The organism is Sphingomonas sp. R86521, from assembly GCF_042466235.1.
Lineage (GTDB): Bacteria > Pseudomonadota > Alphaproteobacteria > Sphingomonadales > Sphingomonadaceae > Sphingomonas.
The window spans coordinates 1,331,903-1,350,962 of record NZ_JAXHBY010000001.1 but is presented as its reverse complement, the minus strand read 5'-3'; the positions used below and the strand labels follow the sequence as shown (position 1 = coordinate 1,350,962).

General features: G+C 67.7%; 16 protein-coding genes. 5 read left to right on the top strand and 11 right to left on the bottom strand.

The genetic code is table 11. From position 1 onward, the window contains the following. Nucleotides 1–130: 130 nt before the first annotated feature. From SJY20_RS06245 to SJY20_RS06205, 9 genes are all read right to left on the bottom strand, one after another. The gene (locus tag SJY20_RS06245; RefSeq protein ID WP_380785740.1) at nt 131–997 is read right to left on the bottom strand and encodes an S-methyl-5'-thioadenosine phosphorylase; all 867 of its coding nucleotides are present in this window, start codon (nt 995–997) and stop codon (nt 131–133) included. Next, complete coding sequence (locus SJY20_RS06240) at nt 994–2,385, bottom strand: amino acid permease (RefSeq protein WP_380785739.1); 1,392 nt, start codon at nt 2,383–2,385, stop codon at nt 994–996. The genes SJY20_RS06245 and SJY20_RS06240 overlap by 4 nt, the downstream gene beginning before the upstream one ends. 128 nt (nt 2,386–2,513) lie before the next feature. Then, the gene (locus SJY20_RS06235) at nt 2,514–2,867 is read right to left on the bottom strand and encodes a HesB/IscA family protein (protein WP_380785738.1); all 354 of its coding nucleotides are present in this window, start codon (nt 2,865–2,867) and stop codon (nt 2,514–2,516) included. A gap of 138 nt (nt 2,868–3,005) precedes the next feature. Beyond that, complete coding sequence (locus tag SJY20_RS06230; protein WP_380785737.1) at nt 3,006–3,467, bottom strand: SUF system Fe-S cluster assembly protein; 462 nt, start codon at nt 3,465–3,467, stop codon at nt 3,006–3,008. Next, a complete protein-coding gene (locus SJY20_RS06225; protein WP_380785736.1) occupies nt 3,464–4,678 on the bottom strand; it encodes a cysteine desulfurase in 1,215 nt (404 codons plus the stop codon). The genes SJY20_RS06230 and SJY20_RS06225 overlap by 4 nt, the downstream gene beginning before the upstream one ends. Nucleotides 4,679–4,793: 115 nt before the next feature. Further along, complete coding sequence (locus SJY20_RS06220; RefSeq protein ID WP_380785735.1) at nt 4,794–5,870, bottom strand: SufD family Fe-S cluster assembly protein; 1,077 nt, start codon at nt 5,868–5,870, stop codon at nt 4,794–4,796. A gap of 196 nt (nt 5,871–6,066) precedes the next feature. Beyond that, complete coding sequence (gene sufC / locus SJY20_RS06215) at nt 6,067–6,810, bottom strand: Fe-S cluster assembly ATPase SufC (protein WP_380785734.1); 744 nt, start codon at nt 6,808–6,810, stop codon at nt 6,067–6,069. A gap of 138 nt (nt 6,811–6,948) precedes the next feature. After that, nucleotides 6,949–8,439: a Fe-S cluster assembly protein SufB gene (gene sufB, locus SJY20_RS06210; RefSeq protein ID WP_380785732.1), complete on the bottom strand. Its 1,491-nt coding sequence runs from the start codon at nt 8,437–8,439 to the stop codon at nt 6,949–6,951. Beyond that, a complete protein-coding gene (locus tag SJY20_RS06205; RefSeq protein ID WP_380785730.1) occupies nt 8,439–8,960 on the bottom strand; it encodes an SUF system Fe-S cluster assembly regulator in 522 nt (173 codons plus the stop codon). Before SJY20_RS06205 ends, sufB begins: the two co-directional genes overlap by 1 nt. A 273-nt stretch (nt 8,961–9,233) precedes the next feature. On the opposite strand from SJY20_RS06205, the gene SJY20_RS06200 reads away from it, so the two are divergent. From SJY20_RS06200 to SJY20_RS06190, 3 genes are all read left to right on the top strand, one after another. Continuing rightward, nucleotides 9,234–10,313 carry a quinone-dependent dihydroorotate dehydrogenase gene (locus SJY20_RS06200; protein WP_380785729.1) on the top strand — a complete coding sequence of 360 codons (1,080 nt, stop codon included), beginning with the start codon at nt 9,234–9,236 and terminating at the stop codon, nt 10,311–10,313. Between the two features lie 127 nt (nt 10,314–10,440). Beyond that, a complete protein-coding gene (gene ggt, locus SJY20_RS06195) occupies nt 10,441–12,192 on the top strand; it encodes a gamma-glutamyltransferase (protein ID WP_380785727.1) in 1,752 nt (583 codons plus the stop codon). 36 nt (nt 12,193–12,228) lie between these two features. Further along, nucleotides 12,229–14,019 carry an AMP-dependent synthetase/ligase gene (locus SJY20_RS06190; RefSeq protein WP_380785726.1) on the top strand — a complete coding sequence of 597 codons (1,791 nt, stop codon included), beginning with the start codon at nt 12,229–12,231 and terminating at the stop codon, nt 14,017–14,019. A gap of 166 nt (nt 14,020–14,185) precedes the next feature. On the opposite strand, the gene SJY20_RS06185 is transcribed toward SJY20_RS06190, so the two are convergent. Together SJY20_RS06185 and SJY20_RS06180 are read right to left on the bottom strand one after the other, a co-directional pair. Then, nucleotides 14,186–14,476, bottom strand: a complete 291-nt coding sequence (locus SJY20_RS06185; protein WP_380785725.1) for a GIY-YIG nuclease family protein — start codon at nt 14,474–14,476, stop codon at nt 14,186–14,188. Between the two features lie 189 nt (nt 14,477–14,665). Further along, a complete protein-coding gene (locus SJY20_RS06180; protein ID WP_380788590.1) occupies nt 14,666–17,566 on the bottom strand; it encodes a M16 family metallopeptidase in 2,901 nt (966 codons plus the stop codon). Nucleotides 17,567–17,837: 271 nt separating this feature from the next. Here SJY20_RS06180 and SJY20_RS06175 point away from each other — a divergent pair, with 271 nt between their 5' ends. Both SJY20_RS06175 and SJY20_RS06170 read left to right on the top strand, forming a co-directional pair. Next, nucleotides 17,838–18,407 (top strand): NifU family protein, encoded by a 570-nt coding sequence (locus SJY20_RS06175; protein ID WP_380785724.1) that lies wholly within the window; start codon nt 17,838–17,840, stop codon nt 18,405–18,407. Then, nucleotides 18,407–18,991, top strand: coding sequence for a malonic semialdehyde reductase (locus SJY20_RS06170; RefSeq protein WP_380785723.1), 585 nt, complete (start codon nt 18,407–18,409; stop codon nt 18,989–18,991). Before SJY20_RS06175 ends, SJY20_RS06170 begins: the two co-directional genes overlap by 1 nt. Nucleotides 18,992–19,060: the final 69 nt, after the last annotated feature.

Sequence of the window (19,060 nt, the reverse complement as noted above, 5' to 3'; positions counted from 1 at the left end):
CTGCTCCCTTCGCTGGAAGGGAGGGGCTGGGGGTGGGTGAGATCTTGGTGGGACGCGGGCACGCGCCACCGACCCACCCCCGACCCCTCCCTTCCAGGGAGGGGAGACCGTAGCGTCCGGGAGGACGACGTCAGCCCAACGCCCGTCCCGCCACCGCATCCAGTTTCGCCAACAGCGCGGGATCGCGCGCGTCCGGCGCGGTGATCAACGCCGCATCCAGGCAGGTGTCGATCGGCGACGCCGGCCGCTCCTCCGGCAGCGCGCGCAGCAGGTGCATCACCATCGCCCGCGCCTTGGCCGCGTTGGCGCCGAGTTGCGCGATCACCTGCGCGACATCGACCCCAGCCTCGTCCTCCCGCCAGCAATCGTAATCCGTCACCATCCCGACCAGCGCATAGGGAAGCTCCGCCTCGCGCGCGAGCTTCGCCTCGGGCATCGCGGTCATGCCGATTACGGCGCACCCCCATTGGCGATACAGCCGGCTCTCCGCACGGGTCGAGAATTGCGGCCCCTCCATCGCCAGATAGGTGCCGACGGCATCGACCTCCGCCCCCGCCGCGCGCGCAGCCTCGACCGCCAGCGTCGACAGCCGCGGACAGACCGGGTCCGCCATCGAGACATGCGCGACGAGGCCGGTGCCGAAGAAACTCGACGGCCGACCCTTGGTGCGATCGATGAACTGGTCGACCACGGTGAAGCTGCCTGGCGGCCGGTCCTCGACGAGCGACCCGACCGACGACACCGACAGCACGTCGGTGACGCCCAGCCGCTTCAGCGCATCGATGTTCGCGCGGGCGTTGAGCTCGGATGGCGAAATCCGGTGTCCGCGGCCGTGGCGCGGCAGGAACGCGACGCCGACATGCCCTACTCGGCCGGTGAAGATCGCGTCCGAGGGGTCACCCCACGGCGTCTCGACCGTCTGCCAGCGGCCGTCCTCGATACCGTCGACCGCGTAGAGCCCCGATCCGCCGATGATCCCGATCGTCCAGCCGCTCATTCGGCATGCGCCCGTGGCCGCGCGTAGAGGAAGTAGATCGCCAGCCCGAGAACGTTCCACAACGCGAAATAGAGCTGGGTCTTCGATGGCAGGCTGACGAACAGGTACAGGCAGCCGAGGATACCCGCGGTCCCGACCAAGGTCGCGGCCGGCGTGCGGAAGCTGCGGACCGCGTCGGGCGCCCGCCGCCGCATCACCAGCATGCAGGTGCAGACCGCGACGAAAGCGGCGAGCGTGCCAGCATTCGCCAGCGCCGCGATCTCGGCGAGCGGCAACAGCCCGGCGATCACCGCGACGATCGCCGCGGTGATCCAGGTGATCCGCACCGGCGCGCCGCGCTTCGAGACCTTGGCCAGGCTCGCCGGCAACAGGCCGTCACGCGCCATCGTGAAGAAGATCCGGCTCTGCCCGAACAGGAAGGCGAGCAGCACGGTCGGCAACGCGATCACCGCCGACGCGCCCAGGAAGGTCGCAAAGCCGGGCCGACCGATCTCACGCAGGATCAGCGCCAGCGGCTCGGCCGAGCCCGCGAACCGCGCGTACGAAAGCGCGCCGACCGCTGCGACCGCGACCAGGATATAGATCGCGATGCACGCCACCATCGACCCGACGATCCCAATCGCGAGGTCGCGCTCGGGGTTCTTGGTTTCCTCCGCCGCGGTCGAGATCGCATCGAAGCCATAGAAGGCGAAGAAGATGATCGCCGCCGCCGCCATCACCCCGCGCTCGGCGCCGTCGGCCGCAACCGCCTTGGGGAAGCCGTACGGCATGAACGGGTGCAGGTTCGCGGCGTCGAAATATTGCAGCGCGATGATCACGAACACCGTCAGCGCGACCATCTTCACCGCGACCAGCACGGCGTTCAGCGTCGCACTCTCACGCGTGCCGAACGACAGCAGCCCGGCCACCACCGCGATGATCGCGATCGCGGGTACGTTGAGGATGCCGCCGAGCTCCGGGCTTTTCACCAGCGCCTCGGGAAAATCGAACGCGGCGCGCAGCAGCGGCGCGGCATAGCCCGACCAGCCGACCGCGACAGTCGACACCACGAGCGAATATTCGAGGATCAGGCTCCACCCGATCACCCAGGCGATGATCTCGCCGAGCACGACATAGCTGTAGGTGTAGGCGCTGCCGCTGGCGGGGATCATCGTCGCCATCTCGGCATAGGCGAGCGCGGCGCACGCACAGATGGCTCCTGCGATCGCGAACGACAGGATCACCGCCGGCCCCGCCAGCCCCGCGCCGACGCCGATCAGCGTCAGGATGCCGGTCCCGACGATCCCGCCGACCCCCATCGCGACGAGGTGTGGCCACGACAACGTCCGCGCGAGCTGCTGCCCCGCGGGTTGCTCGCGGACGATCTTCTTGCGGAACAGGCTGGCCATATCTTCCCCTTCTTCCCCCCTCCCGCTTGCGGGAGGGGTCGGGGGAGGGCCTGACATAAATCCAGACCAGTGGGCAAGGCTACGTCGCGCCCTCCCCTAGCCCCTCCCGCGAGCGGGAGGGGAACAGGTCAGACCGTAAAGCTCTCCCCACACCCGCACGCGCCCTTGGCGTTGGGGTTGGCGAAGACGAAGCCAGCGGTGAAATCGTCCTCGACCCAGTCCATCGTCGATCCGATCAGGTACAGGATCGACCCGCCATCGACGAACAGCGTGCCGCCCGGCGTCTCGATCCGCTCGTCGAACGGTTTCGCGTCGGTGACGTAATCGACCGAATAGGCGAGCCCGGAACAGCCGCGTCGCGGGGTGGACAGCTTGACGCCGATCGCATCCGCCGGCGCGCGACCCATCAGGTCCGCGATCCGGGCGTGCGCCGTCGCGGTCAGGTTCAAAGCTGCAGGGCGTTCGCGCAAGGTGGTCGCCATAACTCGTTCCTTCTTTCCCCCCTCCCGCTCGCGGGAGGGGCCGGGGGTGGGCTCCCGGCCAGCCACTCAAACCGTATTCATTGCGGTGAGCGCGAGCCCACCCCCAACCCCCTCCCGCATGCGGGAGGGGGCTTTATGTCAAAGCATACCCAGCTCGAGCTTCGCGTCGTCCGACATCTTCTGCGGATCCCAGGCCGGGTCCCACACCAGATTGACCTCGGCCACCCCAACACCCGGCACCGAACCGACGCGCATCTCGACTTCCATCGGCATCGATTCCGCGACCGGGCAGTTGGGCGTGGTCAGCGTCATCGTCACCACCGCATGGCCATCCTCGGTCACCTCGACGCCGTAGATCAGCCCCAGGTCATAGATGTTCACCGGGATCTCGGGATCGTAGATATCCTTCAGCGCGTCGATGATCGCATCGTACACCACGCCGCCGGGTTCGCCCGCGGGGTCGGCCTGCGGCTTCTGCGCCAGGAACCCCTCAAGGTAATCACGTTTCCGCTCGGCGTTCGAGTCCGTCTCCATGACCACGCGCGCCTTGGGCGGGGCCTCGACCGCGTCCACTTCCTCGATGCGAAATCCGTCGCTCATCCGAAAATCCTCGTTACTCGCTCGATACCGCGGACCAGTGCGTCGACATCCGCCGGTCCGTTATACACGCCGAAGCTCGCGCGCGCCGTCGCGTCGACGCCCAGTGCCTCCATCAGCGGCTGCGCACAGTGGTGGCCGGCGCGGATCGCGACACGCTCCTCATCGAAGATGGTGCCGATGTCGTGCGGATGCACCCCCTCGATCGTGAAGCTGACGATCCCCGCCGAGTCCGCCGGGCCGTACAGCCGCACCGAATTGATCGCCGAGAGTGCCTCGCGCGTCCGGGTCACCAGCGCGGTCTCGTGCGCGTGGATCGCCGCCAGTCCGATGCTCTCGACATAGTCGATCCCCGCGGCCAGCCCCAGCGCGCCGACGATATGCGGCGTCCCCGCCTCGAACCGTCCCGGCGGCGGCGCGTACGTGGTCTTCGCGAACGACACCTTGTCGATCATCGACCCACCACCCTGGTAGGGCGGCATCGCGTCGAGTAGTTCGGGCCGCGCCCACAGCACGCCGATGCCGGTCGGGCCGTACAGCTTGTGTCCCGAAAAGACATAAAAGTCGCACCCGATCGCCTTTACGTCGACCGCCATCCGGGGCACCGACTGGCACCCGTCGATCAGGATCTTCGCGCCGACCGAATGCGCGATCTCGGTCGCGCGCCTGGCGTCGAGCACCGAGCCGAGCACGTTCGAGACATGGCCGAGCGCGACCAGCTTGTGCGCCGGCGTGATGATCCGCTCCATCGCATCCAGGTCGATGCGGTGGTCGTCGGTCAGCGGCAGCACGTCGATCGCGACGCCGAGGCGCTCGGCGACCATCTGCCACGGCACGATGTTCGAATGATGCTCCAGCATCGACAGCAGGATGCGATCGCCGGCCTTCAGCTGCATCCCCGCCCAACACTGCGCGACCAGGTTGATCCCCTCGGTCGCGCCGCGAACGAACACGATCTCGTTCTCGGACCCCGCACAGATGAACCGCGCCACGGTGCGGCGGGCGGCCTCGTACGCCAGCGTCATGTCCGCCGATCGCTGGTACACGCCGCGGTGCACAGTGGCGTAGCTGGTATCGTAGGCACGCGTGATCGCGTCGATCACGACCTGCGGCTTCTGCGCGGTGGCGGCAGTGTCGAGATACGCCCAACCCGCGGGGATGGCGGGGAAATCCGCGACGCGGTCGAGGGGGCGGGTGTCGGTGAGGACGCTCATCGCCCCTCCCCCCAAGCAACGTCATCCCGGGCTCGTCCCGGGATCCAGAGCCCAGCAGCGCCGGACTCCGTTACCCTGGATGCCGGGACGAGCCCGGCATGACGGAGGGGAATACTCACAACGCACTCTCCAACCACGCGTCCGCATCCGCGACGAACGCCTCGCGCACCGTCTCATTGCCGATCCGGTCGAGCGCATCCGCCACGAACGCCCGCGTCAGCAGCGCCTGCGCCTTCGCCTTGGGGATGCCGCGGCTCTGCATATAGAACAGCGCCTTGGCATCGAGTTCGCCGACCGTCGCACCATGCGCGCACTTCACGTCGTCGGCGAAGATCTCGAGTTCCGGCTTCAAATTCACCGTCGCGGTGCGCTGCAGCAACAACCCGCGCAGCGACTGCTCGCCGTCAGTCTTCTGCGCATGCCGCGCCACCTCGACCGCGGCGGCCAAGCTGACCGTCGACCGGTCGGCTGCAACCGCGCGCCACAACTGATGGCTCTGCCCGTTCAGCGCGTCGTGCCGCAACCGCACCGCGCACTCCTTGTTCTCGTCGCCACGCGTGAGCAGCGCCCCGCCCAGCTCGGCATAGCCATCGTCGCCATTGACGCTGACCGCGCCATCGATCCGCGCGCCCGCGCCGCCAAGCGCCAGGAACGTCGCGACCAGGCTCGCGCCCGCGTCCAACTCGACTTCCTCGCGCAGCGACACGAAACCGTCGTCCTGCAGGATCCGCACCGCCCGCATCAGCCGTGCGGTCTTGCCGAGCGTGATCCGCGCGACCCTGTTGCTCCAGCCGCTACCGACATAGGTCTCGACGACCTGCGCGACCGCATCGTCGGCGAGGACGATCTCGCACGGCAGATGGTTCGCGCCACCGGTTGCGACATGCACGACCTGCACCGGATCGACCGCCGCATCCGCATCTAGCCGTAACGACCAACCCCTGCCGCCCGCCTTGCGGCCAAGCACATGCTCACCGCCATCGATCTTCGCGAGCGTAACCCGCTGCAGATCGCTCCGCGCATCATCGAGCACGCCATCGACGAACACGAGACGCGCGCCCGGCAGATCGAGAAAATGATCCGCGCCATCGGCCGCCGTCTTCGGCAGCTGCGTCGCGGCGACCAACGTCGGCAGGTCCGCCCAGCGCCAGGCTTCCTCGCGGGTCGAGGGAAGGTCGAGCAGGTCGCTCATCGTGCGCATTCCGTCGAGAAGAAGGATGGTTCACGCGGAGGCGCGGAGACGCGGAGAGAAGACGAAGAGCCCGTCAGGGCTTTCATACCACGGCCAGCGATGACACGCGGGAGCGCTGCCGACGCGACGAAACCTCCGCGTCTCCGCGCCTCCGCGTGAAACCCCTTCTTGAAAGCGCCTACGGCGCGAGAGACCATCACGCCGCGATCCCTACATAGCCCTCGGATTCGAGCTGCTTGGCCAGCTCCGCCCCACCCGAACGGACGATCCGGCCATCGGCGAGCACATGCACGAAGTCCGGCTCCACATAATCCAGCAACCGCTGGTAATGCGTGATCAGCAGCACCGCCTTGTCGGGCGCGCGCATGATGCGGTTGATGCCGTCGCCGACGACGCGCAGCGCATCGATGTCGAGGCCCGAATCCGTCTCGTCGAGGATCGCGAACTTCGGGTTGACGATGCCCATCTGGACCATCTCGTTGCGCTTTTTCTCGCCGCCCGAAAAGCCGACGTTCACCGGCCGCTTGAGCATGTCGTAGTCCATGCCGAGCAGATCCGCCTGCGCGCGCGCAAGCTTCAGGAACTCAGCCCCCGACAACGGCTTCTCGTCCCGCGTCGCGCGCTGGGCGTTGAGCGCCTCGCGGAGGAACTGGACGTTCGACACGCCGGGGATCTCGACCGGATACTGGAAGCCGAGGAACACGCCCGCCGCAGCGCGCTCGTGCGCCTCCAGCTCGAGCAGGTCGACACCGTCGAACGTCACCGAGCCGGCCGTGACCTCGTAGCCAGGCCGCCCGCCGAGCACATAGCCCAGCGTCGACTTGCCCGCCCCGTTCGGCCCCATGATCGCGTGCACCTCGCCCGCGTTTACGGTCAGGGACAAGCCCTTGAGGATTTCCTTGCCGTCGATCTCGGCGTGGAGGTTTTCAATTTTAAGCATTTTCAGTTCTCTTCACGATCCGCGTCATAGTCATGTTCGTCACCCTGAACTTGTTTCAGGGTCCACCCAGCCACGGGCGCTGTCGCCCCAGGCTCCGTGGATGCTGAACCAAGTTCAGCATGACGGGGGTAGGGTTGGTCACCCCACCGAGCCTTCCAGCGAAATCCCCAGCAGCTTCTGCGCTTCGACCGCGAACTCCATCGGCAGCTGCTGCAGCACCTCCCGCGCAAAGCCATTGACGATCAGCGCCACCGCCGCCTCCTGGTCCAGCCCGCGCGACATCGCGTAGAACAGCTGGTCCTCGGAGATCTTCGACGTCGTCGCCTCGTGCTCGATCTGCGCGGAGGGATTGCGGACCTCGATATACGGCACGGTATGCGCGCCGCACTGGTCGCCGAGCAGCAGGCTGTCGCACTGCGTGAAGTTCCGCACACCCTCCGCGGTCGGCGCCACACGCACCAGCCCGCGATAGGTGTTGTCCGAACGCCCCGCCGAAATCCCCTTCGACACGATCGTCGATCGCGTGTTCTTGCCGAGGTGGATCATCTTCGTGCCGGTATCGGCCTGCTGGTGATTGTTCGTCACCGCGACCGAATAGAACTCGCCGACCGAGCCATCGCCGAGCAGCACGCACGACGGGTATTTCCACGTGATCGCGCTGCCGGTCTCGACCTGCGTCCAGCTGACCTTCGAGTTTTTGCCCTGGCACAACGCACGCTTTGTGACGAAATTGTAGATCCCGCCGACGCCGTTTTCGTCGCCCGGATACCAGTTCTGCACGGTCGAATACTTGATCTCGGCATCATCGAGCACGACCAGTTCGACCACCGCCGCATGCAGCTGGTTCTCGTCGCGCATCGGCGCGGTGCAGCCTTCGAGATACGAGACGTACGAACCCTTGTCCGCGACGATCAGCGTGCGCTCGAACTGCCCGGTATTCTCGGCGTTGATGCGGAAGTACGTCGACAGCTCCATCGGGCAGCGCACGCCCTCCGGAATGTAGACGAACGTGCCGTCGGAGAAGACCGCCGAGTTCAGCGTCGCGAAGTAATTGTCGCGCTGCGGCACGACCTTGCCGAGCCACTTCCGGACGAGATCGGGATATTCCTTGATCGCCTCGGAGATCGAGCGGAAGATCACGCCCGCGGCCTCGAGCTCCTTGCGGAACGTGGTCGCGACCGAGACGCTGTCGAACACCGCATCGACCGCGACGCGACGCTTGGGCGTGCCGTCCTTGTTCAGCGGATCCTCGACCACACCCGCCAGCATCTTCTGCTCGCCGATCGGAATGCCGAGCTTCTCGTAGACGCGCAGGATCTCCGGATCGACCTCGTCGAGCGACCCGAGCTTCGGCTTCGCCTTGGGCTCCGCATAATAATACGCGTCCTGGTAATCGATTGGGGGGACGTTGAGCTTCGACCAGTCGGGCGCCTCCATCGCCTGCCACAACGCAAACGCCTTCAGCCGCCAGTCGAGCATCCACTGCGGCTCGCCCTTCTTGGCGGAAATGAAGCGCACTGTGTCTTCCGACAGACCCTTGGGCGCGAATTCCTGTTCGATGTCCGAGGAGAAACCCCACTCGTACGTCTTGTTCGCGGCGGCATACGCCTCTGCGTTCCGGGTAGCCATTATACTGTCTCTCTCGTTCCCCGGCGGAGGCCGGGGTCCAGTTGGGAAGGTTCAGGTGGTGAAGTGCGGTTTTCAGCCAAGATTCCGCCCTCAACTGGGCCCCGGCCTTCGCCGGGGAACGACGACAGGGAAGCCAAACTCACACCCGCGAGCGCACCGCGCACCGCACCGTTTACGGCGTTCCAGTGCGGCTTCACCTTGCAGGTCTGCTCGACGCAGCAATCCTGCGTGGCGCCCTCGACGCACGACGTCAGCGCGATCGGTCCTTCGACCGCCTCGATGATCTCGGCGAGGTTGATCGAGGACGGCGGCCGCGACAGCCGGAAGCCGCCGCCGGTGCCGCGCGTGCTCTCGATCAGCCCCGCCGCGGACAGCCGGCTGATCAGCTTCTGGACCGTCGGCAACGGCACGCCGGTTTCCTCGGCCAGCACCGTCGCGTTCAGCCGCGCCACGCCACCGCAATGACGCGCGGCGGCGCTCATCATCACGACGGCATAGTCGGCAAGGCTGGAAAGACGCATGGGGTCCAATCGGAACGATTTCGTCCGATTGCAAATGGTGCCGGGACGGGGGTACGTCAACCCGGTTTGCCTGCGAACGACTCGCAGGCGAAAGCGTGCGAATCCGGTCGATCCCACCCCGCCCGTCACCCCAGCGCAGGCTGGGGTCTTTGCGGGGAGAGCGCTCGGCCCGAACCGGAAGACCCCAGCCTGCGCTGGGGTGACGATTGGGGGTGGGCGGCGACACTGGACCGGCGACTTGACCGTGTTTCGCCCCAGCGTCCAAGGACGGCCATGGCCTTCTATCACCCCCTGCTCTTCCGCCTCGACGCCGAGCGCGCACACAGCCTTACGATCGCCGCGCTGGCGGTCTGGGGCAAGGCCGGCGCACCGCTGGCCCCCAGCACGCCGGGGCTCGCGACGACCGTGGCGGGGATTGCATTCCCCAACCCGGTTGGCCTCGCCGCCGGGGTCGACAAGGACGGTCGCGCGATCGACGGCTTCTTCGGGCTCGGGTTTGGCAGCGTCGAGATCGGTACGCTCACGCCGCTGGCGCAACCCGGCAACCCTAAACCCCGCATCTTCCGGCTTCCAGAAGACCGCGCGGTCATCAACCGCCTGGGCTTCAACAACAACGGCCTCGATGCGGCCCTCTCCCGAGTATGTTCACCCGCGAAGGCGGGTGCCCAGACTGGGTCCCCGCCTTCGCGGGGAAACAAGGTTTTGGGGATCAACGTCGGCGCCAACAAGGACGCCGCCGACCGCACCGCCGATTACGTCCACGGCGTCACCCGCGCCGCGCCGCACGCCGACTACATCACGATCAACATCAGCTCCCCCAACACCCCCGGCCTGCGCGACCTCCAGCACGGCGCGGCGCTCCGCGACCTGCTCGCCGCCTGCACCGCGGCCAAGGGGGACACGCCGATCTTCCTGAAAGTCGCCCCCGATCTCGAACCCGCGGATATCGACGACATCGCCCGCGCCGCGCTCGACAACCGCATCGATGCGCTGATCGTCAGCAACACGACGATCAGCCGCCCCGGCCTGCGCTCGGCGAACGCGAAAGAAACCGGCGGACTCTCCGGGGCGCCGCTAGCCCCCCTCGCGCGCCAGCGTCTCGCCGACTTCCGCAAGGCGACCGGCGCCGGCATCCCGCTGATCTCGGTCGGCGGGATCGACAGCGGTGCCGAGGCCTATGCCCGCCTCCGCGCCGGCGCCAGCCTGGTCCAGCTCTACACCGCGTTGGTCTACGAAGGCCCCGGCCTGCCCGCCCGCATCCTTCGCGAGCTGTCCGCGCTGCTCGCGCGCGACGGCCTTGCCACGGTGGCCGATGCGGTGGGGGTCGATGACCCCAAGCTACCGTCATCCTGACGAACGTCAGGACCCAGAGCCACGAGCGCCGCCGCCCGTAACCCTGGGTCCCGGGTCGAGCCCGGGATGACGGCGCGTCGGGTGTAGTGGGTTGCCTCCGCCTCGATCCCCGTTAGGTTCGGTTCCGATGAAGACTATCCTAGCGCTCGCCCTCCTGCTCCCCGTCGCCGCGCAAGCGCGTGAGCCCGCAAGCCCGCCAGCCAATACCCAGGGCCCCAATGCTCAGGGCATGGTCAGCGCCGCCGATCAGCGCGCCGCCGCCGCCGGCGTCGAGATGCTCCGCGCCGGTGGCAGCGCGACCGACGCGGCGATCGCGACGATGCTCGCGCTGAACGTCGTCGAGCCGCAGAGCTCCGGCATCGGCGGCGGCGGCTTCTGGGTCGCGCAGGCTGCAAACGGCGCGCTCAGCACGATCGATTTCCGCGAGAAAGCACCCGCCGCCGCCGACGGCCGCTGGTTCTACGCCCCCGACGGCACGCCATTGTCGCATGCCGACGCCGTCCCCGGCGGGCGCAGCGTTGGCGTGCCGGGCTCGCTGCGCGGCATGGCGCTGGCACATCGCAGCAACGGCAAGCTGCCCTGGGCGAAACTGTTCGAACCCGCGATCCGCCTCGCCCGCGATGGTTTCAAGGCGACGCCGCGGCTGGTGAACGGCATGGCGGCGTACGGCGCGCACATCACCCCCGAAACGCGCGCGCTGTTCTCCGCCCCCGACGGCAGCCCGGTCGCGGTCGGCGCCACCATCAAGAACCCCGCGCAGGCCGCGTTGCTCGGACGGATCGCACAGCGCGGCCCCGACAGCTTCTACGTCGGCCCCGAAGCGCAGAAGATCGTCGCCACCGTCAACGGCGCCGCGCGCAATCCGTCGAAGATGACGCTCGGCGACCTCGCCAGCTACGATGCTGTGCCCCGCGCCCCGGTCTGCATCAAATACCGCGTCTACCGCGTCTGCGGGATGGGCCCGCCATCGTCGGGCGGCGTCACCGTGCTGATGATCCTGAAGCAGCTCGAACGCTTCGAAATGACCGGGATGGGCAAGGACAGCGCGCAGGCCTGGCACCTGTTCGCCGAATCCTCGCGCCTCGCCTATGCCGACCGCGACTTCTATGTCGGCGATCCGGACCATGTCTCGGTACCGGTCAAGGGCATGCTCGACGCCGGCTATCTCGCCTCGCGATCGGCCCTGATCTCGCCCGCGACGACGATGGCCAGCGTCGCCCCCGGCACCCCGCCGGGCGCGCCGAAGCGCCAGCGCGCGCCGGCCAGCGAAGTCGCGGGCACCACCAGCCTGTCGGTCGTCGATGCGCGCGGCAACGTCGTCGAGGTCACGACCACGGTCGAGGGCTATTTCGGATCCGGCCTCACCGTCGACGGCACCGTGCTCAACAACCAGCTGACCGATTTCGACATCGTGCCGGACAAGGACGGCTATCCCGTCGCCAACCGCGTCGAGGGCGGCAAGCGACCACGCAGTTCGATGTCGCCGACCATCGTCTACGGCCCAGACGGCAAAGTCCGGCTCGCGGTCGGCGCGGCCGGCGGATCGACGATCATCGCGCAGGTTGCCAAGACGATCATCGGCGTGGTCGACTGGAAGCTGTCCGCGCAGGACGCGATCGCGCTGGGGCTGCTCTATGCCCCCGGCCATGTCGCCGCCGCCGAGAAGGGCACCGAGCGCGAGGCGATGGTCCCGGCCCTACAGGCGCTCGGCGAGACCGTGCAGGTCGCGGCGCTGGGCCTGAAGGCCAACGCGATCGAACGCGTCGACGGCAAATGGGTAGGTGCCGCCGATCCCCGCAGCGAAGGCGTCGCGATGGCGCAGGACGGCAGCGTCGCTGCGATCCAGCGCGTCGGCGTGCTACAGCGCGCACCGGAATAAGACGATGCCCGCATAGGGCGCGTGGAGAGAGAGACGATGGCCCGCCAACTCGAATATTTCCCGAACCTCGTCACGATGTTCTTCACTCGGGCCCGCGAGAAGGGTGACGCGCCGTTCCTGTGGTCCAAAACCAGCGGCGCCTGGGTCGCGATCAGCTGGACCGACGCCGCGAAACAGGTCGCGAGCCTTGCCGCCGGACTGAAGGCAGTGGGGCTAAAGCGCGGCGACCGCGTCATGCTGGTCAGCGAGAACCGCCCCGAATGGTGCCTCAGCGACCTCGCGATCATGGCCGCGGGGTGCGTCACCGTGCCCGCCTATGTCACCAACACCGAACGCGATCACCTGCACGTCATCGAGAATTCGGGCGCCTGCGCGGTCATCGTCTCGACCGCGAAGCTGGCGATGACGCTGCTGCCCGCGGTGCTCAAGTCGAACATGGCGCAGACCGTGATCGGGATCGATCCGATGCGCGTCCCCGGCACCGGCGTCGATTTCCACGACTGGCGCGCGCTGATCGCGGCCAATCCCACCGCCCCCGACATCGCCGCGGCGGAAGCGGACTTCGACCGCGGCGACCTGGCGTGCATCATCTACACCAGCGGCACCGGCGGCGCCCCGCGCGGCGTGATGCAGCACCACGGCGCGATCCTCCACAATTGCGCGGGTTGTGCCGACGTGATCTCGGAGGATTTCGGCTGGGACGACGAGGTGTTCCTGTCGTTCCTCCCGCTCAGCCACGCCTATGAGCACACCGGCGGCCAGCATTTCCCGATCTCGCTGGGTGGCCAGATCTATTACGCCGAGGGTCTCGACAAGCTCGCCGCGAATATCGAGGAGACCAGCCCGACGATCATGTTCGTCGTCCCACGCCTGTTTGAGGTGCTGCGGACGCGGATCAGCAAGACGATCGAGAAACAGGGCGGCGCGTCGGCGTATCTGCTGCGGCAGGCGCTCGATATCGGCGCCAAACGCTACCAGGGCCGGCTGCGCCTGATCGACCGGCCGATGCAGGCCGCCGTCGCGACGCTGTTCAAGCCCAAGATCGCCAAGAAGTTCGGCGGGCGGATGAAGGCGATGATCTCGGGCGGTGCGCCGCTCAACCCCGAGGTCGGGCTGTTCTTCGAAGCGCTCGGGCTGACCTTCCTGCAGGGCTATGGCCAGACCGAGGCCGCGCCGGTGATCTCGTGCAACCGCCCCAAGGCCGGCATCCGCATGGACTCGGTCGGGCCGGCGCTGGCAAACACCGAGGTGCGGATCGCGGCGGACGGCGAGATCCTGGTGAAGGGCGAACTCGTCATGCACGGCTATTGGCGCAACGACGCCGAGACTGCGAAGGTGCTGCAGGACGGCTGGCTGCACACCGGCGACATCGGAGAGATCGACGCCAACGGCCGGATCCGCATCACCGACCGCAAGAAGGACCTGATCATCAACGACAAGGGCGACAACATCGCCCCGCAAAAGGTCGAGGGGATGCTGACGCTGCAACCCGAGATCGTTCAGGCGATGATCGCCGGCGACCGCCGCCCCTACATGGTCGCGCTGATCGTCCCCGACCCCGAATGGACGCAGGAATGGTGCGCCGCGAACGGCGACACCTGCAGCTTCGCGCGGCTCGCGGAAAACAGCGAATACCGCACCGCGCTGGGGGCTGCGATCGAGCGGGTCAACAAGGACCTGACGGTGACCGAACGCATCCGCCGGTTCGTGCTGGCGGATGCGCCGTTCGGGATCGAGAACGAACAGCTGACGCCGAGCTTGAAGATACGGCGGCATGTGATCCGGCAGGTTTATGGGGAACGGCTGGACGCGTTGTACAAGGCCTAGTCACGCGCTGCCGTCACAGCGCCATCCGTCACGGCAACCCCATCCGTCACCCCAGCGAAGGCTGGGGTCTCCCGTTCGGGGCAACCGGCTCGACACGAGGGAAAGATGCCAGCCTGCGCTGGCATGACGGCGTGGGGGGCCGGAGTGGAAGGCCATTGCTCCGCCATCATGTCAGCGTATCGTACAGGTCGCGCCACTCCGGGTTCAACTCTTCGATCAGCCGGATCTTCCACGCTCGGTTCCACGCCTTCAACGCCTTCTCGCGCCAGATCGCGTCCTGGATCGTCTCGTGCGCCTCGGCGAACACTAAAGTCTTGATGCCGTATCGCCGGCAGAACACGGAGCCTTCGTCACGACGATGCTGGTCGACCCGGGCTGCAAGATAATTGGTCACGCCGATGTACAGCATGCCGTGCGGCCTGCTCGCCATGATATAGGTCCAGCCGCCGCGCACCATGCGACGAGGCTATCGCGCTCCGACGGGAGATGCCAGCCTGCGCTGGCATGACGGATGCGGGGGAGCGGAAGCCCGCCAACACCCACCCTCACCTTGACCGTCATCGTCCACCGTCACGGTCACCCTGACCGTCACTTCAGCGAAGGCTGGGGTCTCCCAAGGCGGCGCGAAACGCTGCCGAGAACGCCCCTACTTCTTCGCAACCCCCGCCGGCACGACCGCCATCGTCCAGTCCTTGTCCGGCCGCAGCCACTTCGCCGCGGTCGCCTGCAGGTCGGCAGGCGTCGTCGCCACCAGGTCGCTAGCAATGTGCTGCGTCGCGTCGATCCGCCGCGGGTCGAACGTTGCGCCGCCCAGTTGCTGCAGCCAGAACTGGTTCCCGGTCGACGCGCGCATGATGTACTGCCCCATCGGCTTGCGGATGCGCTCCAGTTCGTCCGTCGGGATCGGCGTCGACACCAGTTCCGCCGCGATCTTGCGCGCGATCTCGAAGAAGAACGCGACCTTGTCCGGCGCCACCTGGCCGATCGCGACCATCCGGCCGCCGCTGTTCATCCCGACCGGCCACTGGCTCGACACGTTGGGGCTGTAGCTGGCGCCGGCCGCCTGGCGCAGCCGCTCGAACAGCCGGTCGCTGAACACCTGCGCGAGCACGTCGAGGCGACGGCTCTCGGCGATGTCGGCGAGCCCACCGCCGGTCGGCCAGGCGATCACCGCCGCGGCCTGGTTCTCGGGACCGGTATGCGTGCGCATCACCGGCGTCGTGTTGTGCGCGGGGAAGCCGACCGTCGACGCGACGACCGGCGCCGCCGTGCGCGGCTTCATCGCGCCGAAGCTCTTTGCCACCGCGGCGATGACCTCGTCTGCCTTGACGTCGCCGAATACCGAGACCTCGATCGGCCCGGTCTTCAGCAACGGCTCCCAGAAGGTCCGGAAATCCTTTGCGGTGAGCGCCTCGACCGTCGCCTTGGACGGTGTGCCCCAGCGCGGGTCGCCGGCGCGCAGCAAGCCTTCGAGATCGCGCGCGAGCACGCCGTCGGGCGACGAATCATAGCCAGCGAACCCGGCCAGCGCGGCCGCACGCGCGCGGGCCACCGGGGCGGGGTCCCAGCCCGGGAACGCGAGCTTGGCCGCCATCAGCCGCAGCTGGTCGGTATAGTCGGTCGGCGAGGTGATCGCGCCGAGCGTGAAGGCATCGTCGTCGATCCCGAAATCGAGCCCGATCCGCCGTCCCGCGGTCAGCTGGTCGAGATCGCCCTGGTCGAGCTTGCCGATGCCGCCCGCGACCAGCGCGAGGTCGCCCGCCCACGCCGGCGTCGGCCGGTTCGCGGGCAGCGCCGCATAGCCGCCACCGAACCGCACGCGCACATAGACGCGGCCGGTCTCGCCCGCGTTCGCATACAACAGCAACCGAGTCCCGTTGGCGAAGTTCACCTGCTCCATGCCGAACTGCGGGATCGGCGTGCGCGATGCGACGACGCCGGGCTTGCCCAGCGACGGCAGCTTCGAGAAATCGACCGAGGCCTGCGCACGGCGCTTGCCGGCCAGCCCCTTCACATCGACGCTGAGCGCGGTCGCGAGCTTTGCGGCGGCGCCATCGTCCGGGGTCCGGGTGTTGACCATCGCGCGGGTCACGCCCTCGTCGAAGATCCGCTTGGTCGACGCCAGCAGCGTCGCGGGCGTGAACATGCCCTTCGCCTTGGCATCGCGCAGGATGTCGTACGAGGTCTGTGGCGATGCCACCGTCTCGCGGATGTCGAGCGCACCGACCATGTCGTCGGCCTGCTTCGACCCCGCCTCGACCCGCTGCGTCTCGACCGAGGTGCGCATGATCGTGTCGAAATCGGCATATTCGCGGTCGACCTCGGCCTGGCTGGGCGCGGTCGTCTCGGCGTCGGCGATCACTGCGCGGACGTCCTTCAACGCCGCCTGCCAGTCGTCGCCGATCGGCACGATATTGACGCTGGTCAGGTTCGCCGAGCGCGAGACGTCGTCGATCGATACGCTGGCCTGGAGGAAGCTGCCCCCGGCGCGCGCGCGCGTCTCGAGCCGGCGGCTGATCAGCCGCGTCGCCAGCGTGTCGACCAGGCGATCCTGGTTCATCTTGACGGTGTCGTCCTTGTATTCCCAAGGCCGCACCACGCCCATCGTCACGACGGCGGGGATTGCCGGTTCGGCGATCGTTCCGGACGACGGCGCCTTGGGATCGGGCTTGCCGAAATCGGGCGCCGGAACCTTCGGGCCGATGCCCTTCCAGCTGGCGAAATTCTTGACGACCAGGCGCGCGAACAGCACCGGGTCCATATCGCCCGAGATCACCACGACGGCGTTTTCGGGACGGTACCAGCGGTCGTGGAACGCATTCACGGTCGCGCCGGTGGCGGCCTGCAGCGTCGAGATGTTGCCGATCGGCGACCGGTCGGCGAGCGGCTGGCCCGCGAACAACGTTTTCCGAATCGCATCGCCGTACCGCACCTGCGGGCCCGGCTGCTCGCGCTGTTCCGCCAGCACCACCGGGCGCTCGGCGGCGACCGCAGCGTCGGTGATGACCGGCTGCTCCATCATCCCCGACATGATCTTTAGGCTCTCGTCGAGCCCGGCTTCGGTCGCGGACGGCAGGTCGAGCTTGAAGGTCGTCGAGGTCGGCGTGGTCTGCGCGTTGGTGTCCGAGCCGAAGGTCGCGCCGAACCGCTGCCACACCCGCTTGGCCTCGCCGTCGGGGACGTATTGCGAGCCGCGGAACGACAGATGCTCGATGAAATGCGCATAGCCGCGTTCGTCGTCGGTCTCGTTCAGCGACCCCGCATCGATCCGCACCCGCACCGAGACCTGGCCGGGCGGCACGCCGTTCTTGCGGACCGCGAAGCGCAGGCCGTTGGGCAAGGTGCCGAACTTCCAGTCCGCATCGCGGGTCAGGTCGCTGCCCTTGTAGAGCCAGGCGGTGGTATCGATGCCCGTCAGCGCGGGCAGCGTCGGCGCCTCCTTGGCAGGCGCACCCTGCGGCGCACCGGATTGCCCAATCGCAGGGATCGCCAGCGCGAGCACGAGAGGGAGGAGCAAGGGAGCGAGCGCACGCGGGGAAGACACCATGCGCCGTTCTGTAGCGGGCGTGCGGAAGAACCGCCAGCGTTCCAGGGGTGCCTCCGCCATCACCCTCCCCCTCCCTTCGTCATCCTGACGAAAGTCAGGACCCAGAGCCCCGAGTGCGCCGCCTGGAACCCTGGGTCCTGACTTTCGTCAGGATGACGGAAGATGGGAGGGCCTCACGAAGGCATCACGACCACCTCGATCGACGCGCCCGAAAGAAACCGTTTCCCCTTCCGCGCTTGATCCGCACGCCCCGCCGCGCCACATGTGCCCCATGCTGATCGAGACAGAATCCACTCCCAATCCCCAGACGCTGAAGTTCCTGCCGGGACGCACCGTCATGGAGTCGGGCACGCGCGATTTCGCGACCCCCGAAGAGGCCGAGGCGAGCTCGCTCGCCGACGCGATCTTTGGCCTGGGCGATGTCACCGGCGTGTTCTTCGGCCGCGATTTCGTCTCGGTCACCGCCGCCCCGGGGGTATCCTGGCCTTCGCTCAAGCCCGACATCCTGGCGATCCTGCTCGATCATTTCTCGGCCGCCATGCCGCTGTTCCGACCCGCTACCGCCGGCTTCTCGGTGCCGAGCGACGAGGTCCTGACCGACGACCCGGCGGATGCCGACATCGTCGCGCAGATCCGCGAGCTGATCGAGACCCGGGTCCGTCCCGCGGTCGCAAACGACGGCGGCGACATCGTCTATCGCGGGTTCGACAAGGGCAAGGTGTTCCTGCAGCTGCAGGGCGCCTGCGCGGGCTGCCCGTCGTCGAGCGCGACGCTGAAGAACGGCATCGAACAGCTGCTAAAATATTATGTCCCGGAAGTCACCGAAGTGAGAGCCGTCTAATGCTCGACGATACCGCACTGGATACCGTGTTCCGCACCGCGCGCAGCTACAACGGCTATACCGACCAGCCCGTCGCCGAGGCCGACCTGCACGCGATCTGGGACCTGATGAAATGGGGCCCGACCTCCGCCAACCAGCTGCCCGCGCGGCTGGTGTGGGTGACCAGCGACGAGGCCAAGCGCAAGCTGGCGGATGCGTGCAGTGCGCAGAACCAGCCGAAGATCCTCAAGGCGCCGGTCTCGGTGATCATCGGCATGGACACAAATTTCCACGAACACCTGCCCGAGCTGTTCCCGCACGTCGACGCCAAGGCGTGGTTCGACGGCAACGCCGAGTTGCGCGCCGCGTCGGCGTTCCGCAACTCGAGCCTGCAGGGCGCGTATTTCATCATCGCCGCGCGGATGCTGGGGCTCGGCACCGGGCCGATGTCGGGGTTCGACGCTGGCCTCGTCGATGCGGCGTTCTTCGCCGACACGCCGGCGGTGCGGACCAACTTCATCGCCACGCTCGGCCACGGCGACCCCGCGACCGTCCACGCCCGCCTGCCCCGGCCGGCGTTCGAGAAGTTCAACACGATCGTTTGAGTCCGCCTGCCGTCACCCCGGACTTGTTCCGGGGTCCACCGTGTCGCAAAGCAAATACCGTAGATTGCG